We start from the raw sequence: 22813 nt of genomic DNA on the forward strand, positions 1-22813 counted from the left end.
GCTCCCCCTCAGCGGGGCCCCGAAGATGCCCCCCGGAGCCCCCTCGGCCGGCTAGTAAGTCGACTCGGCCACGGCGTCGTTCCAGCTCTTGAGCACCTTTACGACCGGCTTGAAGTACGACACGTCCCGGCCCTTCTTGGTGGTGTACTCCACCAGCTCAATGCCGAGTTCTGCGAGGGCTTCCCCGCCCACCTTGTCCAGTCCGTTGCCGATCTCGTGCAGAACCTCGGCGAGCTTCCAAGAACCGGTCTGGAAGCGGAAAAGGCCAAGGTCGTAATCCTCGGCGAGCCGGAACAGAACCGAAATGCTCGGGCCCGGACCCCGCTTAGCCTTGTAAGCGGCCTTTCGGTCTTCCATGAGGCTCGGGCAGCCGCACGGCTTACCCCGGTCCTGGTCCGGAGAAAGGAACTCGACTCCGTCGCAGTGGTGGATAAGGACGTTGCCGTTCCACAGCTTCATGTCCGACGTGATCGCGTCCGGGCCGGAAAGAACTGCCTTGACGCGCTTGGTGTCCGTCAGAATCTCAATGAAGTTCTCGGACGTGGAATCGGTCTCTACCGGCTGCCCGCCCATGAGCTGAGCGATAGCCGCGGCAACATCCGGGTCACCGGTCGTCACCTTCCATTCTGCAAGGGCTTCCGGAATGCCGTTGACGGAACGGCCCGAGTGGAACCGCCCAACGGTGTCATCCGAAAACGAACCCTTCGGCTTGGCGTCCGGGTCGGTCTCGAAGATGCGAATAGCCATACTGTGAATCCCCCTGGTTTTGGGCATGAAAAAAGGACGAGCCGTTGTCTGTGCTCGTCCTGGTCCTGGTGGTGCTTGTGCTGTTAGCCCCGCCGCTGCGTTCCGGTGATGAGCCGGCGGACGCTCTGCGCAATGGGGCTGCCGAACACAGTCTTGGAAATCTCGCGGTCCCACTGGAATACGTGCCGCAGCGTCAGAAAGACATTGAAAATCTCTTCATCGATCCGTACGGGCTTGAACACCCATCCATCCGGAGTGATGTGGAGTACGGCAGCCCCGTCTACTGCGGGCATGGGCTCGGAAGTACCGTCCGGCGAAATGATCCGGTCGGCATGGGCGTAAGCCGAGAGCTGTAGAGCCACGTCCGGATACGCGCTCTTGCTGGTCTTCCAGTCCACCAACAGCGTGTGCCACGTACCGTTTTCATGGTCGGGCTTTCCGTCCTCGCCGAGCCGTACGCGAATGATCGCGTCAAAGCTGCCTGCGTACTGGTGCTCATCCGACCAACACACGTCCTCGGCTCTGATCAGCTCGGGACGGACCGCTAGCAGGAACTCGGCGAACCCGAGCCGGTACGGCTCCAAGTCCGGGTGCACTCGGCCGAATTCCTCCAGCCGGATCATGCGTTCAAACAGGTCGTGGGCATCGCTGCCCACCTTGGCGCGAAGGTTGGTGTACCGGGTGTGGGAGTTGCGTAGGAAGTCCACGGCCCCCGCGGGGTCGCGCTCGGCGATTGCCCGCACAGCGTCCAGGTTCTCGACTGCCGTTTCTGCGGTCATGCGAGCGGCCCAGAAAGTCAGGAACGGCTTAGGGAGCATTCCGACAATGGATGTGACCCCCGGAACCTTCTCGGCGGTCTCGGGGCTGATGTAGAAGCGCGAGCCCCCGCGCTTGATTGTCCGGATGGTTCCGGGCATAGGTGTCCCCTCATGCGTGATGGTGTGTGATCAGCGAGGGATGACGGGATGACGTTTTAGACCTCTGTTTGGTACGCGTCTAAAAAATTAGAGAGAAACCAAAAGGGGGGTCATGTCGTCATCTCGTCATGCCCCGCGCGCTGGTGTCAGCGGGGAACGGCGAGCCGGTCCGCGAGCGCGTGCAGCTCGGCGAGGGTGCCGCCGTTGGTCAGTACGGCGTCCGCCGGATAGTCGTCTAGCTCAATCTCGGAGACGTGCCGGGCGGCTTCGCCCTCGGCCCCGGCTCCGGGTCGGTCCACTCGGACCATGAGCGCACCCGCGCACCGCAGTGCGTCCGCCTCATTGGCGTACCGGCAGTCCGTGACGACCACGGGCAGGTTCCAGCGGTCGGCAACGTCGATCTTTGCGAGGGCGAGCCGTAGCCAAAAGTCCTCGTCCTGGTCGCGGACGGACTGCCCGAGACGCTGCAACGTGCGCCGTACTTCCGGGCGACTCTTGGCGGTGTCCCAACCTTCGCGACGCACCACGTCAGACAGCCGGATCGGAAGCGGTCCGTATCCGGTCGGCTCGCTGGACACGATGGGGTCCATGGACAGAGCCATGTCCCGCAGCGGGTCCGCGAACGCCACACGGGCGAACACGAACCGCGAGACGAGCCGGGCCCCGATGGTGTCCTTACCGGAGCCCGCTCGGCCCATAAGGGCAACGTGCCGGTAGCTCACTCCGCGGCATCCTCGGCGTGGTCCTGGTGCTCGTCGATGGTGTCGCCCTGGTCGCCCTCGCCGGCCGTTGCGGTCTTGGCGTCCTCGGCTCGCTGGACAGCCTCACCGGTACCGAGCACCGCGGCGACCAGAGCGAGGACGAGCGCGCTCGGCAGCTCGGGGAAGTAGTGCGCCACCAGGGCGAGGGCGGCAACGGCCACGGCATAGAGCCGAGCCGGATGGGTCTTGATGAACGTCATGGGTTCCCCCTGAAAGTTGCTGTGTGTGAACGGATCGGATTTGCGTTCCCGAGCTGGTCCCCGCCGGGCGGGGAACGGGTCACGGGGCGTGGTCAGACCCGCGGGACCTTGAGCGCGTCCCACGTCGTCTTGCCGGGCCACCCGTCCGCGTCGGACCCGGTGAACCCCCGCTTTCGCTGCCACTTCGCGTACGACTGCCGGTCTGCGTCGCTCCACTGCGGGCCGGGACCGGAGCGATAGGCGGAACAGCTCTCGGCAACGAGCCGCTTGCCCATGGCGGTGATGAGCGGCGAGCGGGGCGAGGACTTGAAGTACGCGGCACCGGGGAACGGCGCGTAACTCGGCTTCGGCTTGCTCGTCTTGAGCTTCTGTCCGGGCCGGATGACATACGGGGCGCGAATGCCGTTCAGCTCGGCGAGGGTCTGCCACTTGATGCCGAGCCGCTTGCCGATCCCGGAAAGGGTGTCGCCGGACTTCACGGTGTACGTGGACGAGCTACCGGACGCGCTGCCGCTACCGGTCTCCGCTCGGGGCTCCAGCGCACCGGACTGGACAAGTGCGTACAGGGCGGGACCGGGGCACGCTGTTGCGTAACCGTCCCGGTGCCCACGGATTTCGCCCCCGGCCCCGTGCTTGCGCAGATGGGCAACAGCGTCCCGGATACCCGCAACCTGTGCGTCCGTGGGCTCGGTGTGACTGCTGGACCCTACGAACCCGAGCACAGCGAAATGGTCACGGTTCAGCGTGGTGTTCCCGTTGGCTGCATTCTGCGCGTTCACGCCTCGCCCCTCGAACACGTAACCGTGCTCGCAGACACCGAAGTTGTACGCGAAATCAGCCCACCCCCGACCGTCCATGTGCGAATTCTGTAGCTTGCGCATGTATGCGGCGCACCCGCTGTGCGGTCCAGCGGTGTACGAGCTGCCGAGATAATGAATCTTGACTCCGGAGTTCCGGGAAACGGCCACGTGTCCGTTCCTCGGCTTGCGCGCGCCCCATTCGGCGCGAGTGACGAGCTTCATTCCTCCCCCTCTTTTGGGCATGAAAAAGCCCCGCCCGGTTGAGCCCGGAACGGGGCGGGTGCTCTGTATGGAGTGCGGGCCGGCTGGACTAGCCCGCGAGTTTGGCAACGGTGAGACCGGCCGCTACCACGGTGGCAACGGCAGTCACCAGGGCGACCGGAAGTACGAACTTCCCGCGCTCGCTCTCCAGCCCGCGAATGCGGTGCTCGTGATCCTCTAGCGTTTCCGTCACGGTTTCCCCTTCCTGCCCGAGTGACCGCACGTCCTCGCGGAGTCCAACCACTTCGTCGTAGATTTCGCGTGCGCCGATGCGTACGCCTAGCGGCTCGCCCTGGTCTTCATTCATCCGGTGCCACTTCCGCCATGTCGACGGCAGTAATGTCCGTGGCGTCCGACCCGATTTCTGATTCGGGAGACCCCACGGTGACTTGCGGCGGGTCTCGGTACAGCAGATATCCGGGCAGCAACTTAGCGATCTGCTCCGCGAGCGCGGCTATCTCCTCTTGTGTCATTCCTCCCCCTTACGCTGTTACAGCCGGATCAACGGGCGGGTCCGGGGTGAGCCCGCTATCTACCGGAACCCCGTTGTATGCCGTTGCCCGCAGCGTCAATGTTTGGCGTACTAGCCCGCCCTCGCCGGCTGTGCGGATACCGATAACCCATGCAAGAGTGCTGAGCACTGCACCGGTTGTATCCCGGAGCCGCACCACGTCCCCGAGCTGGATACGGGGATCAGGAAGAATCTCAACGTTGCCGAGCAGCGGATACGGGTAGACCCCCGCGGTGCGGAGCGCAACAGCCACGGATACCGCAGACGTTGAATCTTGCACCCATCCTTGTGGGTCGTGCTCGAATTCCTGCACCCCGTACGCCGCTTGGCTCGCGGTGTTCCACGCGGAAGCCCAGTGGTCAGAGGGTGCTACCCCGCTATCAATGCTGGGGGTGAGCAAGGAAATTGATGCTTGGCTCGTTGTCTTTCCGCGGAGCCATACCGTCGACCCGCTTCGGTTTCGCATCGTGACGGTCAACGCCCCGCCGTCCCGCTCGGTTCCTACCTCTATCGCGCCGTACACCATGGCGGCGGTGTCTGTGTTGGCGTTGACGAACCGCACGCAGTCGGGCAGTGCTTCTGTGTAGGTGAACGGGGGCGGAGTGTCCAATTCATCGTCACCGATCGTCCACGTAATTCGGTACGTGTCACCTGGTGCGATGCTCCGGACGTTCCATGCGTTCTTTGTAGTTGCCTTGTTGGCCTTGACCTTTGCCCAGTTAGCCCACTTCACCGAGCAGTGATTGCGGCACGCGTCGATTTCCTCTGTGATCGTCAGCGACGCAAGCTCTCTTGCGGACGTGACAGTCAAATCCGCCGTGGTGGGTGCGGTCGCCCAGCGGGTACGGTTACGCCATCTGAATATCCCGTCCCCGTCGAACTCGGCGGTTGAAAGGGTGGCCCGAGCTATGTTCGTGATGGCTTCCCACGCACTACCGCTGATGACTGGGATAACCCTCATCGGAATGTCTGGCGGGTCCAGGGCTGCCGTTTTCTTCCAAGCCCCTGTTTGTGTGATCTCGTCGCGTGTCTGCGGTCTCGCTGAAAGCTGCGACACTTGCAGCGCTTCGACGCGCAACCCCCCGAGTCGGAGAATCACGTTTCCCATGGTGCCCGGAGCTATGGAAAGGCTCGACGTTCCGGGCAACAGGTTGGTTCCGCTTCCGGCGGGGTACTGCACCGCCCCTTCAACAGTGGGTGCACCGGTTGAAGAGAACGTCAGCCACATACCGAAGTGCCAGCGCCCGAACTGTTTCGTGAGTTCCGATACCGTCCACGTAAGTGACCTGTTGTTCGTCGGGTCGGCACTGGTGCCGTTGTAGAAAGTGACTTCCCCTTTTGCGAAGTCAGCCCGCAGTGTCGTATAGACAGGAGTCAAGTCGGCGGGAACCCAGGAAAGCGAGAGATCAACCGTGCGGTCTCCGCTTGTCACTCCCGTATTGTCTATCCACACTTCGTACCAAAATCCGTCCGAGTGGTGGCGGTTCACCGAGCGGACAACGGGCGCGTACTCCGCCTTTGTGGTGCCCGCGGACGAGCCTTGCACGGCGCATTCCCACGGTGCGTTGGTCTTGGTCCACTGCGACCAGTCGCCTGAAAGGGACTTGAGATACCCGATGTTGGCGGCAGCACCGCCGTGCATGGACGCGTACAGGAGAGTTCCGGCACGGGCCGGCGGGCATGTGTGGATACCCGCCCGGCGTAGTAGGTGGTCCACGCACCAGGTAGGCGACGCCACCCAGTTGGTTGCCGCGCCGTACGGGGTGTCTGAGTCAATGCCGCCGGACGGACGGGGTAGCTGTGCGGGCATCCGTAGCCGCTCGGCTCCGTCCAGCGCGGAGACGCTTACCGAGTCTGTGCCCGACTGTGCCGACCGGGCTCGGACGTTGCCGCGGAAGGTGGGCACCGTGCGGCCCCCGACCCCCCAGCGATGAACAACCGACTGTCCGGGCCGTGCCACGTCTCCCGTGGACCGGGGTGCCCATGGCCCGTACAGGGCTGGTGCGCTCTCTCCTCCGGTCCCGGCAAGGGTCATGGACAGTTGGGCGCTGGACGAGCCGCTATAGGCGCGCATGGCGTCCGGCAGATCGCTGCCGTAGCTCTGTTCCAGTGCCCATGACTGCACCTGGTCGGACAAGTCCCGTCCACCAAGCCTCATTTGGTGTGCTAGCTGCCGCTCGCCGGCGGCCAGTGCGGCGGTCAATGTGTCGTCACCCGAGCGCACTGTTTGTCACCTCCACCAGCGTTAGGCCAATATCCCGGTAGTCCCCGTTTCCCTGCATTGCGGCATGGGTGTATCCCGTGATGCTCATTGCGGGACAGCCCTCGCCGAGTGGCGGGGTTTCCGTCGCGGATACGTCCGGGCTGGACGGATCATGCACCCGGAACACTGACGGACCAATTTGGTGCAGCCCAGCATTCGCGAAATACATGATGGGAGTCACGTAAACCATGTCGGCAGGGGCGAGACCACTTAGCGGCCCGTGGGCTGCATCGCGTGACGTATAGAACTTGTAGACCCCTTCTGCGTTCCTCCAGTGAAGACGCATGGTCGCCCCTTCCACCGCCTCGAAAGCGGGTGCCCACCACCAGAAGCGCATACCAGGGGTCACGGGAAATCCGGGCCATGTCGGGTGCTTCCAGTGCAGGTACGTGCCCGCGTTGGCGTCCACGGTCGCGGGAATGGTCCCGCCCGGTGCGAGAACGCCACCAGACGAAACCCCCCACTGCCGCCCCTCGCCCTGCCCGAGTGACTGCGGGCCGAACAAGAGGTTTTGCGAAAGCGGGTCCAAAACCGCTACGGGTCCGGGACCGTCGATACGCCGTGCGAGCCGGTCCAAATGCGCAACGTCGCCCCCGTCCATACCGGTCCATGACACCGACATGCGGCGCGGCTGCACCGGGGGTGCCCACGTGGTGACACCCCCACCCAACGCCCGGAACTCGTTCACGCCGATATCGGGTGACCGTTCGAACTTTGTGGCCCCGTCCCTGATCTCACGTAGAGCACCAGGCCGACCGATCCACATTCCCAACGTCCGTCACCTCCTATCCAGTTGACGTTTCCCGAGCGCTGTAACGCGTGCTAGCTCTTGCTCGGCGACGCGTAGCACAATGTCCCGTTGGCTCAACTTCCTTGCTTCCGTTAGGAAGTCCCAGAAATCCTCATGCTTGGCCACGTCGTACTTTGGTGCTGGAACTCTCCATTTCGGCTTGAACCACCACCTACGCGGGGTATCGACCATGGTGCGAACACGGTGGTCTAGCGTGTGCTGTCCCCGGTCGATTCCTTCAACGATTCCGGCAGGAATCCACTTGCCGATTTTGTCGCGCATGAGCCGCGAGGGGCTGTTAATTCCGAGTGCCTTTGCGATCGGCCCTGGAATGGCTGACTTTGCCCAGCCGATCAGCTTGTCTTTCAGCCAACCGCCCAGCGCCTTCACGCCGTCCCAAAGTCCGCGGACGAGATCCTTTCCCTTATCGACCAGTAGCCCGCCGAAGTCCCCGAGCGCTTTTCCGATCCGCTTCGGCAGTCCTTGCAGCCACACCACGAATTCCGCGATTTTCTTCACGGCTTTGTCGTTGAAGTCCTTCACCCAGCGAACGGCGTCGACAAAGGCAGTGCCGATCTTGCCTACCCACCCAATCGCCGTGCCTATCCAGTCGATCGCCGTACCCAGAGCGGAGAACAGCGCAGAGAACACGGGACCGGCGAATCGGACAATCACCGGAATCACAGTTCCGAGGATGTTAGCCGCGAGTTGCCCGAGCCATCCGAGAATGGTCGAGACCACGGAGATCACCGGTTGCGCTTTCTCGACCAGTTCGGACAGCTTGCCGCCGATCATCTGTACCGCCGGGACGACCCGAGTAGATATGAACTCGGACAGCGCGGAAAAGATCGGCTGTAGATTCTCCAGGATGGCCGTATAGACCCGCATTACCGCGGGCCAAATGGTCTCGGTGAAAATCAGGGCAAGGTTCGTAAAGATCGGTGCTAGTGCGCTGTAGACCGCCGTATAAAGCGACATGAGCGCGGGAACGAGCTGCGTGGAAACGACATTCCAAACACCCTGCAAGGCGGGCAGGACGCTTGTCGTAAATTGCTGGACCAGCGCGGACACGCTCGGGGCTAGAGTGTCCCGGATGGTAGTTCCGAGTCCTACTAGCGTCTGTCCGAAAGCGGCAATGGAACTGCCGCCGGCTCCGGACGAGAAAGCGCCCAGGAAGCCCCCGACCACGGTTTTTGCCGTGGTCAGAGCCGGGCCTAGAACGTCCCTCGCAGTGGACGCAAAGGATATGAGCGGCGGTAGCACCTTGTTGCCGATGAAGTTGGTAACCGCCACTTCGGCAGTGCGCTTGAACTGCTCAATCTTGGACTTTGCGTTGTCGTGCAACGCGTCGCCCATCCGATCGGCAGCCCCGGCAGTGTCACCCATTGCCTTTACAGCGTTGGACGGGTCCAGGGCAAAAAGCGCGCGCCCCATATCCTCGGCTTTAGTTCCGAAAAGGCCAACGGCTACAGCGTTCTGTTCGGCAGGGTCCTTAATGGCTTTGATGCCGTCTAGGACTTGCTGCAACCCCTGCTTTGCGCCCGGACCGCCCGCGGCTATCTTGCGGGTCATCTCCTCGGCATTGAGGCCGATTGCCTCGTATGCTTCCGCGCTCGCGGTGCTTCCGTCGGTCGCCCTGATCTGAAACTCTTTCAGCGAGTCGGCGACCATATCGGTATCACGCGCACCAGCCTGCATACCTTGGGACATGAGCCCCATGGCATCCGATGCGCTCAACCCCAAGTCACGGAACTTGGTGCTGTACTCGTTGAATGTGTCCGCCATGTCATCGGCACGCGGACCCATCTTTTGCATTCCAGCGGTGAGAATATCCAGCGCTTCGGTGCCATCCTTGGCAAGCCCGTTCTTGAGCATCTGCCCGACCGCATTACTGGTCTGGCCTAGGTCAAGTTCGAACGTGTCGCTAAGGTTGGCGACCTTGCCTGTTATCTCTTCAATCTGCGCGTTAGTGGCGTCCGGCGGGAGAATGCCCGACCGCATGACACCAGCGATTGCCGATGCTGCGTCCTCGACAGAGTCCGTAATGCCATGCGCGTACAGCTGTCCCGCCGCTTCGCCGTACCGCTTCGCTTCGGCCGGTGTGCTGCCTAGCTGTGCTTGGATCTTGCCGTTAATGGCGGTCTGGTCCAGGGCATCAATGAACCCCTTTGCGAGCACCGCCGCGGCAGCAATACCAACAGCCGCTAGACCGCCCTTGAGAACTCCGCCCATTTTCCCGGTGAAGCCCTCGCCGGCTGCCGCTCCGCCTTGTTGTCCCGCCGCTTCGGACGGGCCGGTAACCTGCCGCTCTAGCTCACTGGCGAACCCTTGGACTTCCGGGACGACGGACACATATCCAACGCCAACTTCAACGGCCATTAGTCACCCCCCGGCTTCGGCTGGAACCGCGCGAGGTAGTGCGCCACTTCCTGCGGATCTCGCTTCGTGCCACCAATCCGGCCGGTCTCAGCGCCAGGGCGGGGAATCGGCGAGGGGCGACGGGACGGGTTCTTTGAACCCGCGTTCCCGCGCTGCCAATTCGCCTCGCTTAGGCGGTCATGCAGTGCCGCGAGTAGCTGTGTTTCCAGCGTCCAAACGGAATCCTCGCCGAGTAGCGACCGGGCTAGAGCGGACTCCGCGGGGAGACCGGTTACGAGAGCCCGCAGGCGGCGCCACGTAAGACCGGAACCGGGCCGGTAAAGGTCACGTATATCCGTGCCGTAATAGCGCTGGAAATCGGCTTCTATGGCCTCCCCGTGCTCACTCAGGAGTCGGCAGAGGCCGGAGATTCCCCCAGCGGGGCACCCTCGTGCTTCTGCCACTGCCGGAACAGCTCGCCGAGTGCGGAAAGCGGCACCGGGATTTCATCGAACCGCGCCCACTGGTCCCCGAGCCCCGCCTTTAGCAGAGCCTCAATGTCTCGGGCGGACGGGTTGTCGACGTTCACCGCCGAGAGAATGGACTTATCCAGTTCACCCGCTGCGGGCATGTGGAAGGCAGAGCCGGCGAGGGTGAACCGGAACGGTTCCTGCCGTGCTTCCGCAACCCAAACGTCAAGGTCGAATGGCGTGCTCAAGATGATTACCTCTTACGATGTAGGCGGAACGATTCTGCGAATTACGGGGCGGGGGTAGTGCCCCAGGCGGGGTCATCGCTGTACTTGATTGCAACCGTCCCGTCTGCACCCGGATAAGCGGTAATGGTCAGCTCGTAGGAAATGGCTTCGTCGCCCTTGTATGTGATGTCGCCGGTCTCGGAAACCTCGCCGTCCGGGATCACAATGCGAACGTGGGAATCTCCGTCGATAACGTCGAACCCGAACAGTCGGCGGTCCGGTCCCGGAGCCTTGACAGCAAGCACGCTCTTGCCACTGGTCGTAATGACCTTGGAACCCTTGTGGTACAGCTCAAGTACCGTCTTGCTGGTCTCAATGGCCGTGAACGAGAAGGTCATCTCGGACGAGCTGATGACCTTCCGGACGGTCTGCCCGCCCTGCCATCCCTTGATCTCTGTGGAGTCCGCAGAGTTGGACTCGGTAATACCATCGTCGGAGATCCAACCGATATCCGTAGCCGTATCCGGCCATGCGGTCGTTGCGTCGGTCGGCTTTTCCGAGTCGAGCGGAGCCACATACGCGGCACCGGTGATAGCTACGCGCACGGCGTTAGCGTTTAGAGGCATGGGTGTCCCCTCGGAGTAAATGAGTGGTGGTTTCAGCCCGTTGATTTGGGCGGGGTGTAGGCGCGTCCGCGCATGTGAATTTCGGCTGCGAACGCATAGCGGGGCTGTGACGTTTCCTGGTCGGGCATCCAGTTGGGTCCGCCTACTTCCGTAACCCGGTAGACGGTCACCCCGTCCCGGACACCAGGAATCACCGCGAGCAATGCGCGGGTGAGTGCGGCTAGGTCGTGAGCCTGGTATTCGCTCGCTGCCCAACAGTGGAAGTCGAGCCGGGCACGATCGGATACGGGTGTCTGTTGGACTCCGCCGAGCCGTTCAACGCGGACGAAACTCGGGGGCCGTGGTGAAGGGATGCGAGACACGACCGGGACGGGCTCGCCGGCTGCCGCGAGGGCGGACCGTAGATAGCTCGTCACTACTGCCACCGCATCCGGCATGACAATGACGGGACGGTTCAATTCGTACCGTCCAGCCCTCGCAGCAAGTCCCGCCGCGAGCCTTCCGCACCGCCGCTTTTCGGGAAGTTGTAGTTCCCGATCACAGCGGCTCGCCAACGTCGCGCACCTAGTGCCGAGTCGGTCCGGAAGTCCCCTTCCGAGCCTGCCGCAGCGGACGCGATGCGCTCGGCGGTGCGCTGGACTTCCTGCCCCACCTTTGGCGTCTTCATAAGGGAGTTGATCCCGGATCGGTTCGCACGGAATTTCATCCGGTCACCTCCTTTAGTTGTGCTTCGGTGTGGTGGTGTCGCCCCGCAGTGATCCAGCGCGCAACGTCCCCGTCTGTCTCCAGAACCCGCCCGAGCGCAACCACCCGGTCACCGGGGGCTAGGTCGATATCGCGTCCGCGGCGGGTGACCAGTCGCCACCCGGTCACGACAACCGGGCGGTCTCCGTCGTTCTCGCTGGTGGCGTTCGGCTGGACAGCAACCCGGCGGACGGTCGTCCTGGTGGCGCTCGTCCAATCCCGCTCGCTGGTGGTGTTGCCGTACCGGTCGACGACGTACGGCGCTCTGATCACGACCACGGTTTGTGAGTAGTGGAGTGTCACCGGAGCCCCACCACTGCGACACGTCGCCGGTATCGGGCGAGTAGGTCACGGTCCGCGGGGGCGAGCGATGCCCCGATGGTCTCGGCGGAGTAGGTCACCGACACCGAGCCCACGGACTCTTGCCGTAGGTCCGATGGGTTGGTGAGCACTCGGCCGGCGAGGGTGAGCACCACGGCCCGCACGTCACCGGGGACGGTCGCGTATCCGTGGGTGTAGGTGACGGTCACGGCTTGGTCGTCCGGCACGCGGAGCCGGTCACGGACGAGCTGCCACCGGTCCGGGGCGAGCGGGCTACCAGCCACCGTGACCCCCTGTACGGAGACCACGGGACGTTGCGGCAGTACCGCCCACCCCTCACGTGGGTACAACGTTGCCGAGCTGGTGCCCCGCGTGAACGACTGCCGGGCTTCGGCTCGCACGATGGCTGACGCGGTGTCCAGCACCAGCGGAGCCGACTCCGGTAGGTCTGCGGGGTCTTGCTGCATCCATGCGGCTAGCTCGTCCACAGTGGCGAGGGCGGGCAGCATTCGAACCCCCTTACTTGACTGTCTGAGCGGCGCACGCCAGACACCGCGTAACGGTTCGCGCTGCCCCGTCCCTATCGAGAACCGGAAAGCTCTCAATGCGGGACGGGGACGAGCACGAATCCGTGTGCGGAATCTTCGGGGCGGACGCCGTTGCCTTCTTACGCGGCGGCATTCCGAGCCCCTTTCCTTACTTGGCGAGCACGCCGTTAAGACGAGCGGCAGCCTTACCGCCGAACACCGCGAGCCCGCAATAGAACTCAATGCGGGTGCGGTAAGCGGGCTTGGTCTCAAGCTGCCCGAGGTCATCGACCATGACCCCGCCATTGGTGAGACCGGTCACGGCCTGGTCGTCCTCGGTCTGGCCGAAGCGCACGGCGTAAATGCTGGACGCATCCGTTGCCGTACCGGCGGTCTCGGTCTGCGGAAGAATGTCCGCACCCGCGGCAGTCGAGCCGGGATCGAGCAGCGGAATACCGTTGTAGGTGGCGACCAGCTTTCCGGTAAGTGCCTCCTTGACCATCTCGAAACCGCCGATTCGACGGGCCGCGGAACGCACCTTCGCGATGACCTGCCGGTTGGCGTAGATCGCACCGTTCGCGCTGGTCAGACCGGGCACAGCGGCAACGAGACCGTCCAGAAGGTCAAAGAACGCGTGCGAGTCCGAAGCACCGGCACCGACAATCGGAGCGCCGTTCGTGCCTGCCGAAATGACCTGCGAACCGGTGAGCCGCTTACGCAGACCGTCAAAGGACTTGGCGTCCGTCACCACGTCACCGTTGAAAAACGTGTCCTGGAACTTGTACGCAGCGGCCTTAACCTTCATCCGAGTCTGTACGGCTCGCTGGTCGTTAAGGTTGCCGCGGGTCTGGACAATGAAACGGTCAACGTCCGCGTCACCGCCGAGAATGACAAGGCTTTCCGACTTCTGGTTTACCGTGCCGGTGCTCTCGGTGTACGCCTCATTGACGCTACGGAAAGCCACGCCCGGCAAGGTGGCTTCCTCGTTGTAGCTGTAGCTGTTTCCCTCAATGGGCAGCAGCGGGATTCGGTCCAGAATGCTGGACTCCTGAACGAACGTCTCGATAACGCCACGCTGAAGATTCGTGGTGCTGAGCTTGGCAGACTCGGCGAGAGAAAGCGCCATGGATTACCCCTCCATTTGGGCATGAAAAAAGGGGCACACGTGGTGTGTGACCCTTGGATAGGTGTGGTGCAGTTGGTTAGCCGGCCGTGCCGTACGCGTCCCGGAGCCGGTCAAACGGGGTGGCGGGCTCGTCCTTTGCATCGGCGCTTCCACGCTGCCCCGAGCCCACGTCACCCCACGGGGCCGGGCTCGTCGCAGCGGTGTCCGCAGCGAGCGCAAGATAGGGCTTGTCCTTGACGAGCTGGTCCAGCGCAGCGGCAACCTTCGCGGCGTCCACGTCTCCGCCCTCGCCGACCAGACCGGCCACGTCCACCAGGGCGAGCGCGTCCGCAGGATCACGGAGCCGACCAGCGGCAGCCGCTCGGATCTCCGCGCGGACGAGCTGCCCCGTGAACTCGGTACGGATCTCCTCGCGGAGCGCGTCAAGGTCGCCCGGTCCCTGTGCAGCGTTCGACCGGCGGAGCCGAGTTGCTTCCGCTTCGGCGGTCTCGGCTCGCTTCTCCGCGGCAGCTCGGGCAGTGCGCTCGGTGGACAGCTCGTCCCCGCCCTGGTCGCTCGGCTTCGGCTCGCCCTGGTCGCCGGGCTTGCCGCCCTGGTCGTTCTTGGGCTCGCCCTGGTCGCCCTCGCTGGGCTTCGGCTCCGGACCGTTCGGGTTCGGGTTCTGTGGCATGTGGGCCCCCTATGTGATGTATCCGTGTTTCTTCAACATGGCTATCTGGTGCTCGCGGTTGTCACCAGCGAGTTTGAAAATGGTTTCCGGCATTAGCCGGGCTTCCTTGGCGCGCTCATAGCGCTTGCCGGGCACTTTCTCGAACCCCGAGTTCAGCGCTTTGCCGCCGATCCCGCGTTTCGTTATGCCTTCCGTGGTGACCTTCAGCGGCCCCCGCCCGGTTACAGCGGTTGCCATTCCTCGGCGAGCGTTGACTATCTGCCCCAAGTCGGCCCCGGCTTCCAGAGCCTTGACCCCCTTGGGCCCGAGACGCTTCCGTTGCTCCTCGGGGCTCATCTGCCGAACCAAGTCTTCCGGGGTGCTCGTCTGTTTCCACTCGGCATCTGTCATGGGCTCCATTCCGCAATCACAGCGGGGATGCCGCTTGAACCCTGTTGAGTAGCTGTATTGACGACCACTCAGCACGATGCAACGAGCGCACGCGGGCAGCTTCACCACGCGGACGTACGAGACACACCGGGGCTCGGCAGCCATGGACACGAACGTTGCCGCCCTCGCGGTGTCGGCTATCTGCGTGCTCACCATGGTTGCCATTTGGTTAAGCCCGGCGAGGGATGCCGCTTCCGCGGACTGTCCCGCCGCGAGGGCTTGCGCCGTGCGAATTGCCGGAAGGTACAGCAGAGTTGCGAGCGGACGAGCGTCCGACGCAATGCCCACCAGGGCACCCGGATTCAGTGTTGCGACCGGGCCGGCTGCCGCCCCTTGGGCGAACATGGACGCTGTGACGAAAACCTGTGCCCCCTGTGCGGCGGAGAGCTGCCCCGCCATAACAGCGGCCAGGATTTGCCGCCCTGTCTCTCCTTGCATGGCGGACAGAATCCGGTCCGGGGTCACGTCCCGCCAAAGGGCTTGAACGGCTGCCACCACCCCCCGCGTGATGCTCTGCGCTTCGGCGTACCGAGCTGCCGCTAGCTCTCCCATGCGGCCCATTACTCGGCGTCCGGCAGCTCGTCCGCAGGCTCGTCGTCCTGGTCGTCCTCGGGCTTCGGGCCAAACAGCCCGGCCATGTTCCCGCCGAGAATTGCGGCGGCTTGGTCGTCGCGCATCCGCTTCCATCGGGCGATTTCGTCCGGGGTGACACCGGGAATCCGCTCCCACAGAGCTTCGTCCGGGACACCAATGGACTTGAGCTTGACCAGGGCATCCGAATACTGCGAGTCGGAACGGAATTGCGGGTCTCGCCACACCACCGTTCCGAGGGCGAGAGAATCCGCCCGCTTGGTCTCGCCGGCTGCCAACGCTTCCAGCCGCATCACTTCGCGGAGTGACGCACCGAAGTGCCTTTGTCGCTCGGTCACCTTGGCCACTAGACCGGCTTCCGAAGCGGCGAGAGCGTCCGCGCTTACGTTGGTGAGCTGCCCCGTCAAGTACGTGGCGGGGGTGCGGGTTTGGGACGCGATGTGTTCAACGGCAGCGTCAATGACCCGGAGATAGTTCCCAAGATCAGCAGCGGAGAACTCGGCTATTCGCGCCGTGTCCTTTTCGAGCCACAGCAGACGGTCCGAGCGGAAGCGGTCTAGCGGCTCGTCTTCCTCGCCGACCACTTCGCCGGATTCGGGGTCCACTATTTCCCGAACGGGCCGGTCCATGCCGAGCACTGCCCGAGCCGGGAGCGCTAGGTAATCGCTCGCGGTCATGAGGTGAGCCCAAAGGGTGTTCACCGCATCCTGTAGCGGGAGAACGGTCACCAGCTCGGAACGGGGCTTGCCGTGCAGGCGGGACCGGTTCGGGAGTTCCACCAGCGGAACGGCACCGAGCGGGTTCTTGATATGCGAGGGCTCGCCGCGGGACAGCCCCACCGTGCGACCGGTCCACTCATGGCTACGGCCCCGACGCTGCCACCGGTACACCATGTCCGGGGTGAACAGCGTTGCGAACTCCCATTGCCCGTCACGCCACGCTTTGAGTCCCGCCGAGCGGAGTCGACGACGACCAGGGACGTACTCGACTATGGCGTTAGCCGCGTGCTCAAAAGTGATCTCGGTGTTGACCCCATCGGGCTTCCACACCAGCGCGTAAGAGCGTCCCGTAATCAGGGCTTCCAGTAGGGCTAGCCCAACTTCCACGTCACATTCGGACGTGCGCCATGCCTTCCCGGCTGCCTGGTCAATGGTCCCGTCTTCCAAGCGGAAGCCGAGCGGCATAAGCCGTTCAACCGTTGCGTCCGGGACCGTCGCGCACCAGTTATCGGAAAAGTCCTTGAACAGCTCGCCGGCTTGTGCGTTGAACTCTGGCGACGCGAACAGCAAGGGCCGGTTGCCCTCGTACGCGTTCGACCACTTGCGGGCTTCGTTCTTGCGCCGTTCGATCTTCGCGCGGAGCCGGACCGTCATCTGTAGCGGTGTTTCCGCCATGCATCCCCCTTCCGGGCATGAAAAAGCCCCGGTCGGTAGGAATCCGAACGGGGCGGCTTATGCGCTTGCGGCGCGAGGACGTTTCAGCGGGCGGCGCACGTATCCGTCAAGCGCCATGACCGCAGCGGCTATCCCGTCGATACGGGCAGACGACTTTCCGCGGTCCGGTTTGACGGGCCTCATGTTGTCGTTTCCGTCCCGGTACACCTCCACCACGGACGCATTCCAGCGGAGCACCGGGTTACCGCCGTGCCGAATACGTCCCTCACGCAAGAGCCGTTCCAGCTCTTTGCAGCCGGGGGACATTCCTAGATATGTCTGCGCGACCGGAACCACGTCCACACCGCGGGTTTTGGCTTCAATGCGCTGGACGAGCTGCCCCGCAAACATGCGGTCATACGAAATGCGCTGCACGTCCAGCCGGCGACAGTCCGCCACTATCTGTTTCTCGATGGCGTCGTAGTCGATTGCGTCGCCCTCGGTGAGGGTCAGCAGACCATCGGCAGCCCATTGCCGGATCGGAACCTGTAGCTGTTGCTCTAGCTCGTCGGCTCGTTCCTCGGGCAACCAGAACCGCGCGATTAGTTCCAACTCGACGCCAGGCACGCGGGATTCAACCGCGAGGACCCAAGCGGATAGGTCAGAGACCGCGGAAAGGTCTACCCCGCCCCATGCCCGCCGGTACCGGAATGACTTGTCATTGATCGGCCCGTTGTTCTCGTCCCACAGCGAGAGCGGTAGCCATCGGCTAGCAGCTCGCATACGGCGATTGAGAGACAAACGGCAGAACGTAGGGAAGTAGCTCGGGGTGGACTTGGCCTTATTGGCTTCACGTCGCATGTAGGCGAGCGAGGGTGACGCGCCGAGCCCCGGATTCGCCTTCCGCCATGTGCTTTCGGCGAATGGGTCGTCTTTCTCCTCGGCAGCCCATATGACGCCGTAGTGTCCGGGGTCGTTTACGATTCCGTCCGCGCATCGGCGCGTATAGACATGCTTCTCGTCGTAAATGCTGCCCTCGGTGCCCTCATCCGCAGTCGTGATGTAGATAACCAAAGGCTGATCACGCGCGCCGGTACCGGTCTCGATAGCGTCGATAAGGTCACGCCGCTTGTGAACGTGCACCTCGTCCACAATCGCCCCCGAGACGTTCAACCCGTGGGCGGTCTCGGCAATCTTGGACAGCGCACGGAACACACCGCCGGTCCGCGGGACTCGGATAAGCCCCCGTAGAACCTCCACGCGGCCCCGTACGGCTCGGGAAGTCAGAGCCATACGCTTAGCGTCGTCAAAGACGCGTTCGGCTTGCGGAAGGCTTCCGGCAGCCGCGTACACCTCTGCGCCGATCTCCCGGTCTGCGAGTAGCAACACCAGACCGATACCGCTGCTAAGCGTGCTCTTGCCGTTCTTGCGCGGAACTTCAATCCACGCGGAACGGATGACCCGGACCGCTCGCCCCAACTCGGGGTCATGGGCGAGCCATCCGAAGATCGGAGCGATAACCCACACCACTTGCCACGGCGAGAGCTTCAACCGAGTTGAGCCCCAACGCCCCTTGGTGTGCTTGAAAGACTGGATAGCGTCGATAGCTCGGCGAGCGGACGGAACATCGAAATACGCGCCCGGAGCGTCCGCGGCTTGCGCCGCAACGACCAGGGGGCGAGAACGGCAAGCGTCGGCTATGTCGTCCTCGGAGAGCCCGAGTTCCCGCAGCGCGTCCAGCGGGACGGGAAGTCCCTCAGTCGAATATGTCTCCATCGTCGCCCCCGCTGAATTCTGGCGGGGTGATCCGGGTTGCCGATGCGGGACTAAGACCCAACTCACCGACCAGCGAGCGGAAGTGACTCCGGTACTGGTGGGCAATCGTCACCCATGGACTCTTGACGTTCCCGCGCTCTGTCTCGACAACCAACCCGGTCCGAGATAGCTCCCGCTCTGCCTGCCACAGACGAGCGACTGTCACGCAATACTCAATGGCCGTTTCACGCTGGGAGTCGGTCAGGCCGGCTGCCACCACCAGGGCGGGAATCGTCCTGGTCCAAACGTCTGCGGCTTTCTCTCGCACGTCCGCCGAGAGCGGGCCGGGCAGCAACTCGGACCAGTCAGGTTCGACGGGTTCCAGCGGCGCGAACCGCGCACCCTCGGAATTACGGTCCTGCCGGTAAGTGCCCTCGCGGACCGCTTGGATATGGGGTTTGGGCTTCTGTCCGGGCACTGACACGGCCGCTCTCCTTTCCACAGAAACGCTCAAATGAGCCACGCGAGTTTTTTGCCTCCCTGCCGTTCAAACTCGGGAGGGGCAAGGGGTCACCCCCTGGGGAGTGGTCAGAACCGACGCGGCTTCACACGCTCGGAAGCCCATCCGCCCGGTTGATGCTTCGCTGTTTGCTTGTTATGACAGCTCGTGCACAACGGCCGAAGATGCTCGAATGCATCAGGATCAGCAACACCGCGAGCGACCAACTGACGCCGTGACAAAGGGAAATGGTCTGCGACTGTCGCGGTTGCACTGCACAGCAGACACCACGGATGGGCGTACAGGTATCGCCTACGGATGCGCTGCCACCTGGTCCCGTATCCCTTGGCCGTGGTCGTCCCGCGTTGTTCCTCGGCTTCCCTCGCATGGACCGGGCAGCGTCCGCCCGTGGTCAGTTCGGGGCATCCGGGTACAGAGCAAGGGGGGCGGGGTTTTCGGGGCATGGGGGTTCACCTCCTGCGAGGGCATGGGGGGGTAGTTGAGTCACGCGGGGTGGACGGAATCGAACCGCCTCTACCGCCCTGTTTCAGCAACGGGGACCACCCGCGCGTACTCGGGGCAGAGTGCACGCCTACACCGCACCCCTTCCGCACCAGGACGAGCCGGGTTAGAGCTGGTCTAGGGCGGTGTCCGTGCGGGGCGTGGAAGCCCCAAAGTCCTCGGCGGTCTTGGCCAAGTGGCAGCCATGACACAGGGGTTGAACATTGCCGTCCGTGTCCTCGCCCCCGAGTGCGAGCGGCTGCATGTGGTCCACGTCCACCACGTCCGCGAGGACGAGCGAGCCGCACCGGGCACAGCGGGCACCACCACGGGCACCGACCAGAGCACGGAGCCGAGCGGCCCCCGAGAACACCCGGACCAGCACCGCGCGCCGAGCACGCCGAGCACGGACCGAAGCCCGCTGTTCGTAGTCCTGGTGGTGTTCCTCGCAGCGTCCGCGGTGCGTCGCCGGCTCGGTGCAGTCGATACAGCGCACGGTTCCGCACCCCCCTCTAGTTCGTCGTCCTGGTGCTCGTTGTCACCCTCGGAGCGAACGGCATATGTGCTGGTCACGGTGCCCACACCCGGAGTCGAACCGGGAACTCTGCGGATTGTGTACGGGTCTCCCCGAGGGGGCCGGTACCGCGCACCTCTGCCATTGGGTCATGTGGGCTTGGTCGTCCTCGCCGGCTCGGCCGGTCCGGACACAATGGGGAGACCACACGTGCTTGCAACCCCGTTCGGCACCCCCGGTCAAGGGATGGTTACTAGTGGGCGGTGTGGTCTCCCCGCGCTCTGCCTCACGACCACTGCGGCCACCCCTCGGGGTGCGTGCTGCACGGGCAGAGCTGTTCGTGAGAGTCAGGCACTCAGACCGCCGTTTCCGGGCTGGTGGGGTGCGCGGTAATCCCGCTCTCACTGTGTTGTGGGGACCAGCGAATTCCCGGCATCCGCTCGCGGCGTGCTCGGGGTCCGTTCGGTCCCTCACTGTGGTGTGGGGTCCAGCGAATTCCTGCCCCCCGTGCTTCACGGTGGCTCGGTTCGGTCGCTCGGTCCCTCACTGTGGTGTGGGGACCAGCAGATTCCCGAGGGCCGACCATGGCGGGATGACGGTTGGGCGGGCTGTTTGGTTTTCTCTCTATTTTTTAGACGTAATCAAAAGAACCCCTCTAACCGTCATATCGCCATGGCTCCGCCCGCTGGTCCGGCTGCCGCTCGGCGAGCCCCGGAGCGTCCGTGTGCGGGCATGGCAAAGCCCCGGCGGTCACGTGGACTACCGGGGCTTGGTCGGGGCGGTCGTACTGCATCCCAGGGTCACCCCTGTAAGGCACCGTCCCTACCCCCTGACGCTCCATTCTGGCCGGGGGCAGTCCGAGCCTACCGAGGGTCATGCAGCGAGCGGCACCAGCTCGGGGACGGGCTCGGCAACCGGGACGGACTCGGGGGCAGGCTCGGCGAACCTAACCGCGCTGCCCGGTGTCGGGGTGTCTCCGCGGGCTTCGGCTTCCTGGTCCGCAGCGGTAGCGGTTGCGGCTTCGGCAGCGGGCTCCAGCTCTCCGCGCATGTGGAAGTCCACGCGGGACGTGTCCAGCTTCCGCCACCCGCCACGGGTGCCGCGCCGTACGTCCAGCCGAACCCCGGCTTCAATGAGCATGGCTCGCCGGCCCGCGGTGTCTTTCTCCGCCCACTCGTCCGCGAACGTGCGGCCCGTGGGGGTCACGATGCGCTGTGCGTCGCGCTTCTCGCGGGTCTCCAGCTCGGCAATGCGTGCGTCCAACGCGTCCGCCCGTTCCTGCCACGCGTTCGCAGCGTGCCGGGACTTCTGCCGCCCCTTCTGTTCCTGGTGCTCGTTGAACTCGGCGAGGGTGGCGCGTAGCTCGGGTTCGGGGTCGTAGCCGGGGATTTCGACTACGTGTGTCGTCTGGACGGAGCCGACCAGCCGCAGGAACTCGGCGGTCACGTACTCATCCGTCCAGTCTCCGCGGATGTTGGCGGGAGCGTCGCACTTGTCGCCCCGAGCGTGGCTGTTGCACTTGTACGTGGGGGCTTGGTTCTTCTTGCTGTCTTGCTTGTTCAGGTACATGCGGCCCCCGCAAGAGTCGCAGTGGATCACGCGCAACAGCAGTGCGTCCGTGTCCGACCGTTCCCGGTTGTCGATGCTGCGGGAGTCGAGAACCGCGCCGATGCGGTCGAACTCTTCGCGGGTCATGATCGGCTGTTCCGTCTGCATGATCGGGTTGCCCTCAGCGTCCCGGACGGGCTTGCCCCGATGCATCTTCCAGCCGAGCAAGGTTTCGTTGCGCAGCATCCGCGTAATGACCGCGGGGTTCCAGTTGAACGCGTCTTTGGTGTTGCCCGTGACCCCACCAGTCTTGCCGCCGGTCTTGCGCCCGTTCTTCACTGCCCAGTGGTCACGCGGGCTCGGCTTCCCGTCCGCATTGAGCCCCACGGCGATAGCCGAAACGGTCTTGCCTTCCAACAGCTCACGAACGATGCGCTCAATGATCGCCACGGCGTCCGGGTCGGGCACCAGGGTCCAGCCAATACCGCCGTGCTCTTTGGGCATGGGGGCGGGCATGTAGCCGTACGGGGGGCGACCACCACCACGCCACCGAAGCGGCATACGGCGCATGGCAGCCATGGCACCGGTTACGCGGTCTTTGATGCTCTGCGCTTCCACCTGTGCGGCAAAAGCGAGCATCATCATTTGGAATTCCGCCATGGGGTCCATGGGGTTCCGGAAGTCAAAGACGAGCTTGCCCCCGCCGATTCCCTCGGCGAAAACCAACATCTTCCGGTGAGCCTTGGCCCACTTGGCAAGGTCGTGCATGTCGCTCATGGACCGGATGGCACGGTCAAAGCGCCACCAGACAAGCGCGTCGTACTCGTTCGGACGGGAGAGCCACCCGCCGAGCGCGGGACGGTCGAACGGGGCAACCTTGCTCGCGGACACGTCAAGGTCCACGGCTTCGCGGAGCCCGTCACCGTTGCCGAAGGTGATTCCGAGTTCTGCGGCTATGGCGTCGTCGGCTTCGCGCTGCCGCTCGGGGCTGGTGGTCTCGTCAGTGAGAACGGAGAGCCGGACACACCGCACACCCCGCAGGGTCTCGGCGAACACCGTCCCGTCCACGGGGTTGCGGGTAGTCGTCATGCCCTCTGTGGGGACCAGCGCGTTCCCGCTCGTCTCGCCCTTGACCAGCACCGATGCCACCATGGCCACACTCCAGAACCGCTAGAACGGAGTGTTGGGAGACCACGACGTCATCGACGACTGGAACACCAGCACCGCGTGGCTCGCCGACATGCGGGCGACGCCGTGGTGGCAGGAACGGATCGTCAGCGCGCT

22 protein-coding genes and 1 tRNA gene are annotated in these 22813 nt (G+C 64.0%); all 23 read right to left on the reverse strand.

The genetic code is table 11. The annotated features are described in order from the left end of the window. Positions 1-51: 51 nt before the first annotated feature. Complete coding sequence (locus AB0903_RS29970) at positions 52-747, reverse strand: hypothetical protein (protein WP_366707867.1); 696 nt, start codon at positions 745-747, stop codon at positions 52-54. An 83-nt stretch (positions 748-830) separates the two neighbouring features. After that, on the reverse strand, positions 831-1664 hold the full coding sequence (locus AB0903_RS29975) for a hypothetical protein (protein ID WP_366707868.1): 834 nt from the start codon (positions 1662-1664) through the stop codon (positions 831-833). A 146-nt stretch (positions 1665-1810) separates the two neighbouring features. Continuing rightward, positions 1811-2386, reverse strand: a complete 576-nt coding sequence (locus AB0903_RS29980) for a hypothetical protein (protein ID WP_366707869.1) — start codon at positions 2384-2386, stop codon at positions 1811-1813. Continuing rightward, positions 2383-2625: a hypothetical protein gene (locus AB0903_RS29985; protein WP_366707870.1), complete on the reverse strand. Its 243-nt coding sequence runs from the start codon at positions 2623-2625 to the stop codon at positions 2383-2385. The genes AB0903_RS29980 and AB0903_RS29985 overlap by 4 nt, the downstream gene beginning before the upstream one ends. 92 nt (positions 2626-2717) lie before the next feature. After that, positions 2718-3668, reverse strand: a complete 951-nt coding sequence (locus AB0903_RS29990; RefSeq protein WP_366707871.1) for a peptidoglycan-binding protein — start codon at positions 3666-3668, stop codon at positions 2718-2720. Between the two features lie 67 nt (positions 3669-3735). Then, positions 3736-3993, reverse strand: a complete 258-nt coding sequence (locus tag AB0903_RS29995; protein ID WP_366707872.1) for a hypothetical protein — start codon at positions 3991-3993, stop codon at positions 3736-3738. Continuing rightward, entirely contained in the window at positions 3986-4159 is a 174-nt protein-coding gene (locus AB0903_RS30000) for a hypothetical protein (protein WP_366707873.1), read from the reverse strand. Before AB0903_RS30000 ends, AB0903_RS29995 begins: the two co-directional genes overlap by 8 nt. A 9-nt stretch (positions 4160-4168) precedes the next feature. Then, the gene (locus AB0903_RS30005; RefSeq protein WP_366707874.1) at positions 4169-5650 is read right to left on the reverse strand and encodes a hypothetical protein; all 1482 of its coding nucleotides are present in this window, start codon (positions 5648-5650) and stop codon (positions 4169-4171) included. 757 nt (positions 5651-6407) lie between these two features. Continuing rightward, positions 6408-6869 (reverse strand): hypothetical protein, encoded by a 462-nt coding sequence (locus AB0903_RS30010; RefSeq protein WP_366707875.1) that lies wholly within the window; start codon positions 6867-6869, stop codon positions 6408-6410. 369 nt (positions 6870-7238) lie between these two features. After that, a complete protein-coding gene (locus AB0903_RS30015) occupies positions 7239-9602 on the reverse strand; it encodes a phage tail tape measure protein (protein WP_366707876.1) in 2364 nt (787 codons plus the stop codon). A 412-nt stretch (positions 9603-10014) separates the two neighbouring features. Beyond that, positions 10015-10326 carry a hypothetical protein gene (locus AB0903_RS30020; protein WP_366707877.1) on the reverse strand — a complete coding sequence of 104 codons (312 nt, stop codon included), beginning with the start codon at positions 10324-10326 and terminating at the stop codon, positions 10015-10017. Positions 10327-10367: 41 nt separating this feature from the next. Then, a complete protein-coding gene (locus AB0903_RS30025) occupies positions 10368-10910 on the reverse strand; it encodes a hypothetical protein (RefSeq protein WP_366707878.1) in 543 nt (180 codons plus the stop codon). A gap of 723 nt (positions 10911-11633) precedes the next feature. Continuing rightward, entirely contained in the window at positions 11634-11954 is a 321-nt protein-coding gene (locus AB0903_RS30030; RefSeq protein ID WP_366707879.1) for a hypothetical protein, read from the reverse strand. Between the two features lie 20 nt (positions 11955-11974). Continuing rightward, complete coding sequence (locus AB0903_RS30035; protein WP_366707880.1) at positions 11975-12280, reverse strand: hypothetical protein; 306 nt, start codon at positions 12278-12280, stop codon at positions 11975-11977. 412 nt (positions 12281-12692) lie between these two features. Next, positions 12693-13649 carry a major capsid protein gene (locus AB0903_RS30040; RefSeq protein ID WP_366707881.1) on the reverse strand — a complete coding sequence of 319 codons (957 nt, stop codon included), beginning with the start codon at positions 13647-13649 and terminating at the stop codon, positions 12693-12695. Between the two features lie 76 nt (positions 13650-13725). Then, on the reverse strand, positions 13726-14319 hold the full coding sequence (locus tag AB0903_RS30045) for a hypothetical protein (protein WP_366707882.1): 594 nt from the start codon (positions 14317-14319) through the stop codon (positions 13726-13728). A 9-nt stretch (positions 14320-14328) separates the two neighbouring features. Continuing rightward, a complete protein-coding gene (locus AB0903_RS30050; RefSeq protein WP_366707883.1) occupies positions 14329-15186 on the reverse strand; it encodes a hypothetical protein in 858 nt (285 codons plus the stop codon). A 122-nt stretch (positions 15187-15308) separates the two neighbouring features. Then, the gene (locus AB0903_RS30055) at positions 15309-16733 is read right to left on the reverse strand and encodes a phage portal protein (RefSeq protein WP_366707884.1); all 1425 of its coding nucleotides are present in this window, start codon (positions 16731-16733) and stop codon (positions 15309-15311) included. 57 nt (positions 16734-16790) lie between these two features. After that, on the reverse strand, positions 16791-18488 hold the full coding sequence (locus AB0903_RS30060) for a terminase TerL endonuclease subunit (protein WP_366707885.1): 1698 nt from the start codon (positions 18486-18488) through the stop codon (positions 16791-16793). Beyond that, positions 18469-18951, reverse strand: a complete 483-nt coding sequence (locus tag AB0903_RS30065; protein WP_366707886.1) for a P27 family phage terminase small subunit — start codon at positions 18949-18951, stop codon at positions 18469-18471. Before AB0903_RS30065 ends, AB0903_RS30060 begins: the two co-directional genes overlap by 20 nt. Positions 18952-19594: 643 nt before the next feature. After that, the gene (locus AB0903_RS30070) at positions 19595-19963 is read right to left on the reverse strand and encodes an HNH endonuclease signature motif containing protein (protein ID WP_366707887.1); all 369 of its coding nucleotides are present in this window, start codon (positions 19961-19963) and stop codon (positions 19595-19597) included. A 79-nt stretch (positions 19964-20042) separates the two neighbouring features. Further along, positions 20043-20140, reverse strand: a tRNA-OTHER gene (locus AB0903_RS30075). Between the two features lie 714 nt (positions 20141-20854). Continuing rightward, positions 20855-22618: a recombinase family protein gene (locus AB0903_RS30080; protein ID WP_366707889.1), complete on the reverse strand. Its 1764-nt coding sequence runs from the start codon at positions 22616-22618 to the stop codon at positions 20855-20857. Between the last annotated feature and the right edge of the window lie 195 nt (positions 22619-22813).

It is taken from the genome of Streptomyces sp. NPDC048389 (genome assembly GCF_040706335.1).
Taxonomy (GTDB): Bacteria; Actinomycetota; Actinomycetes; order Streptomycetales; family Streptomycetaceae; genus Streptomyces.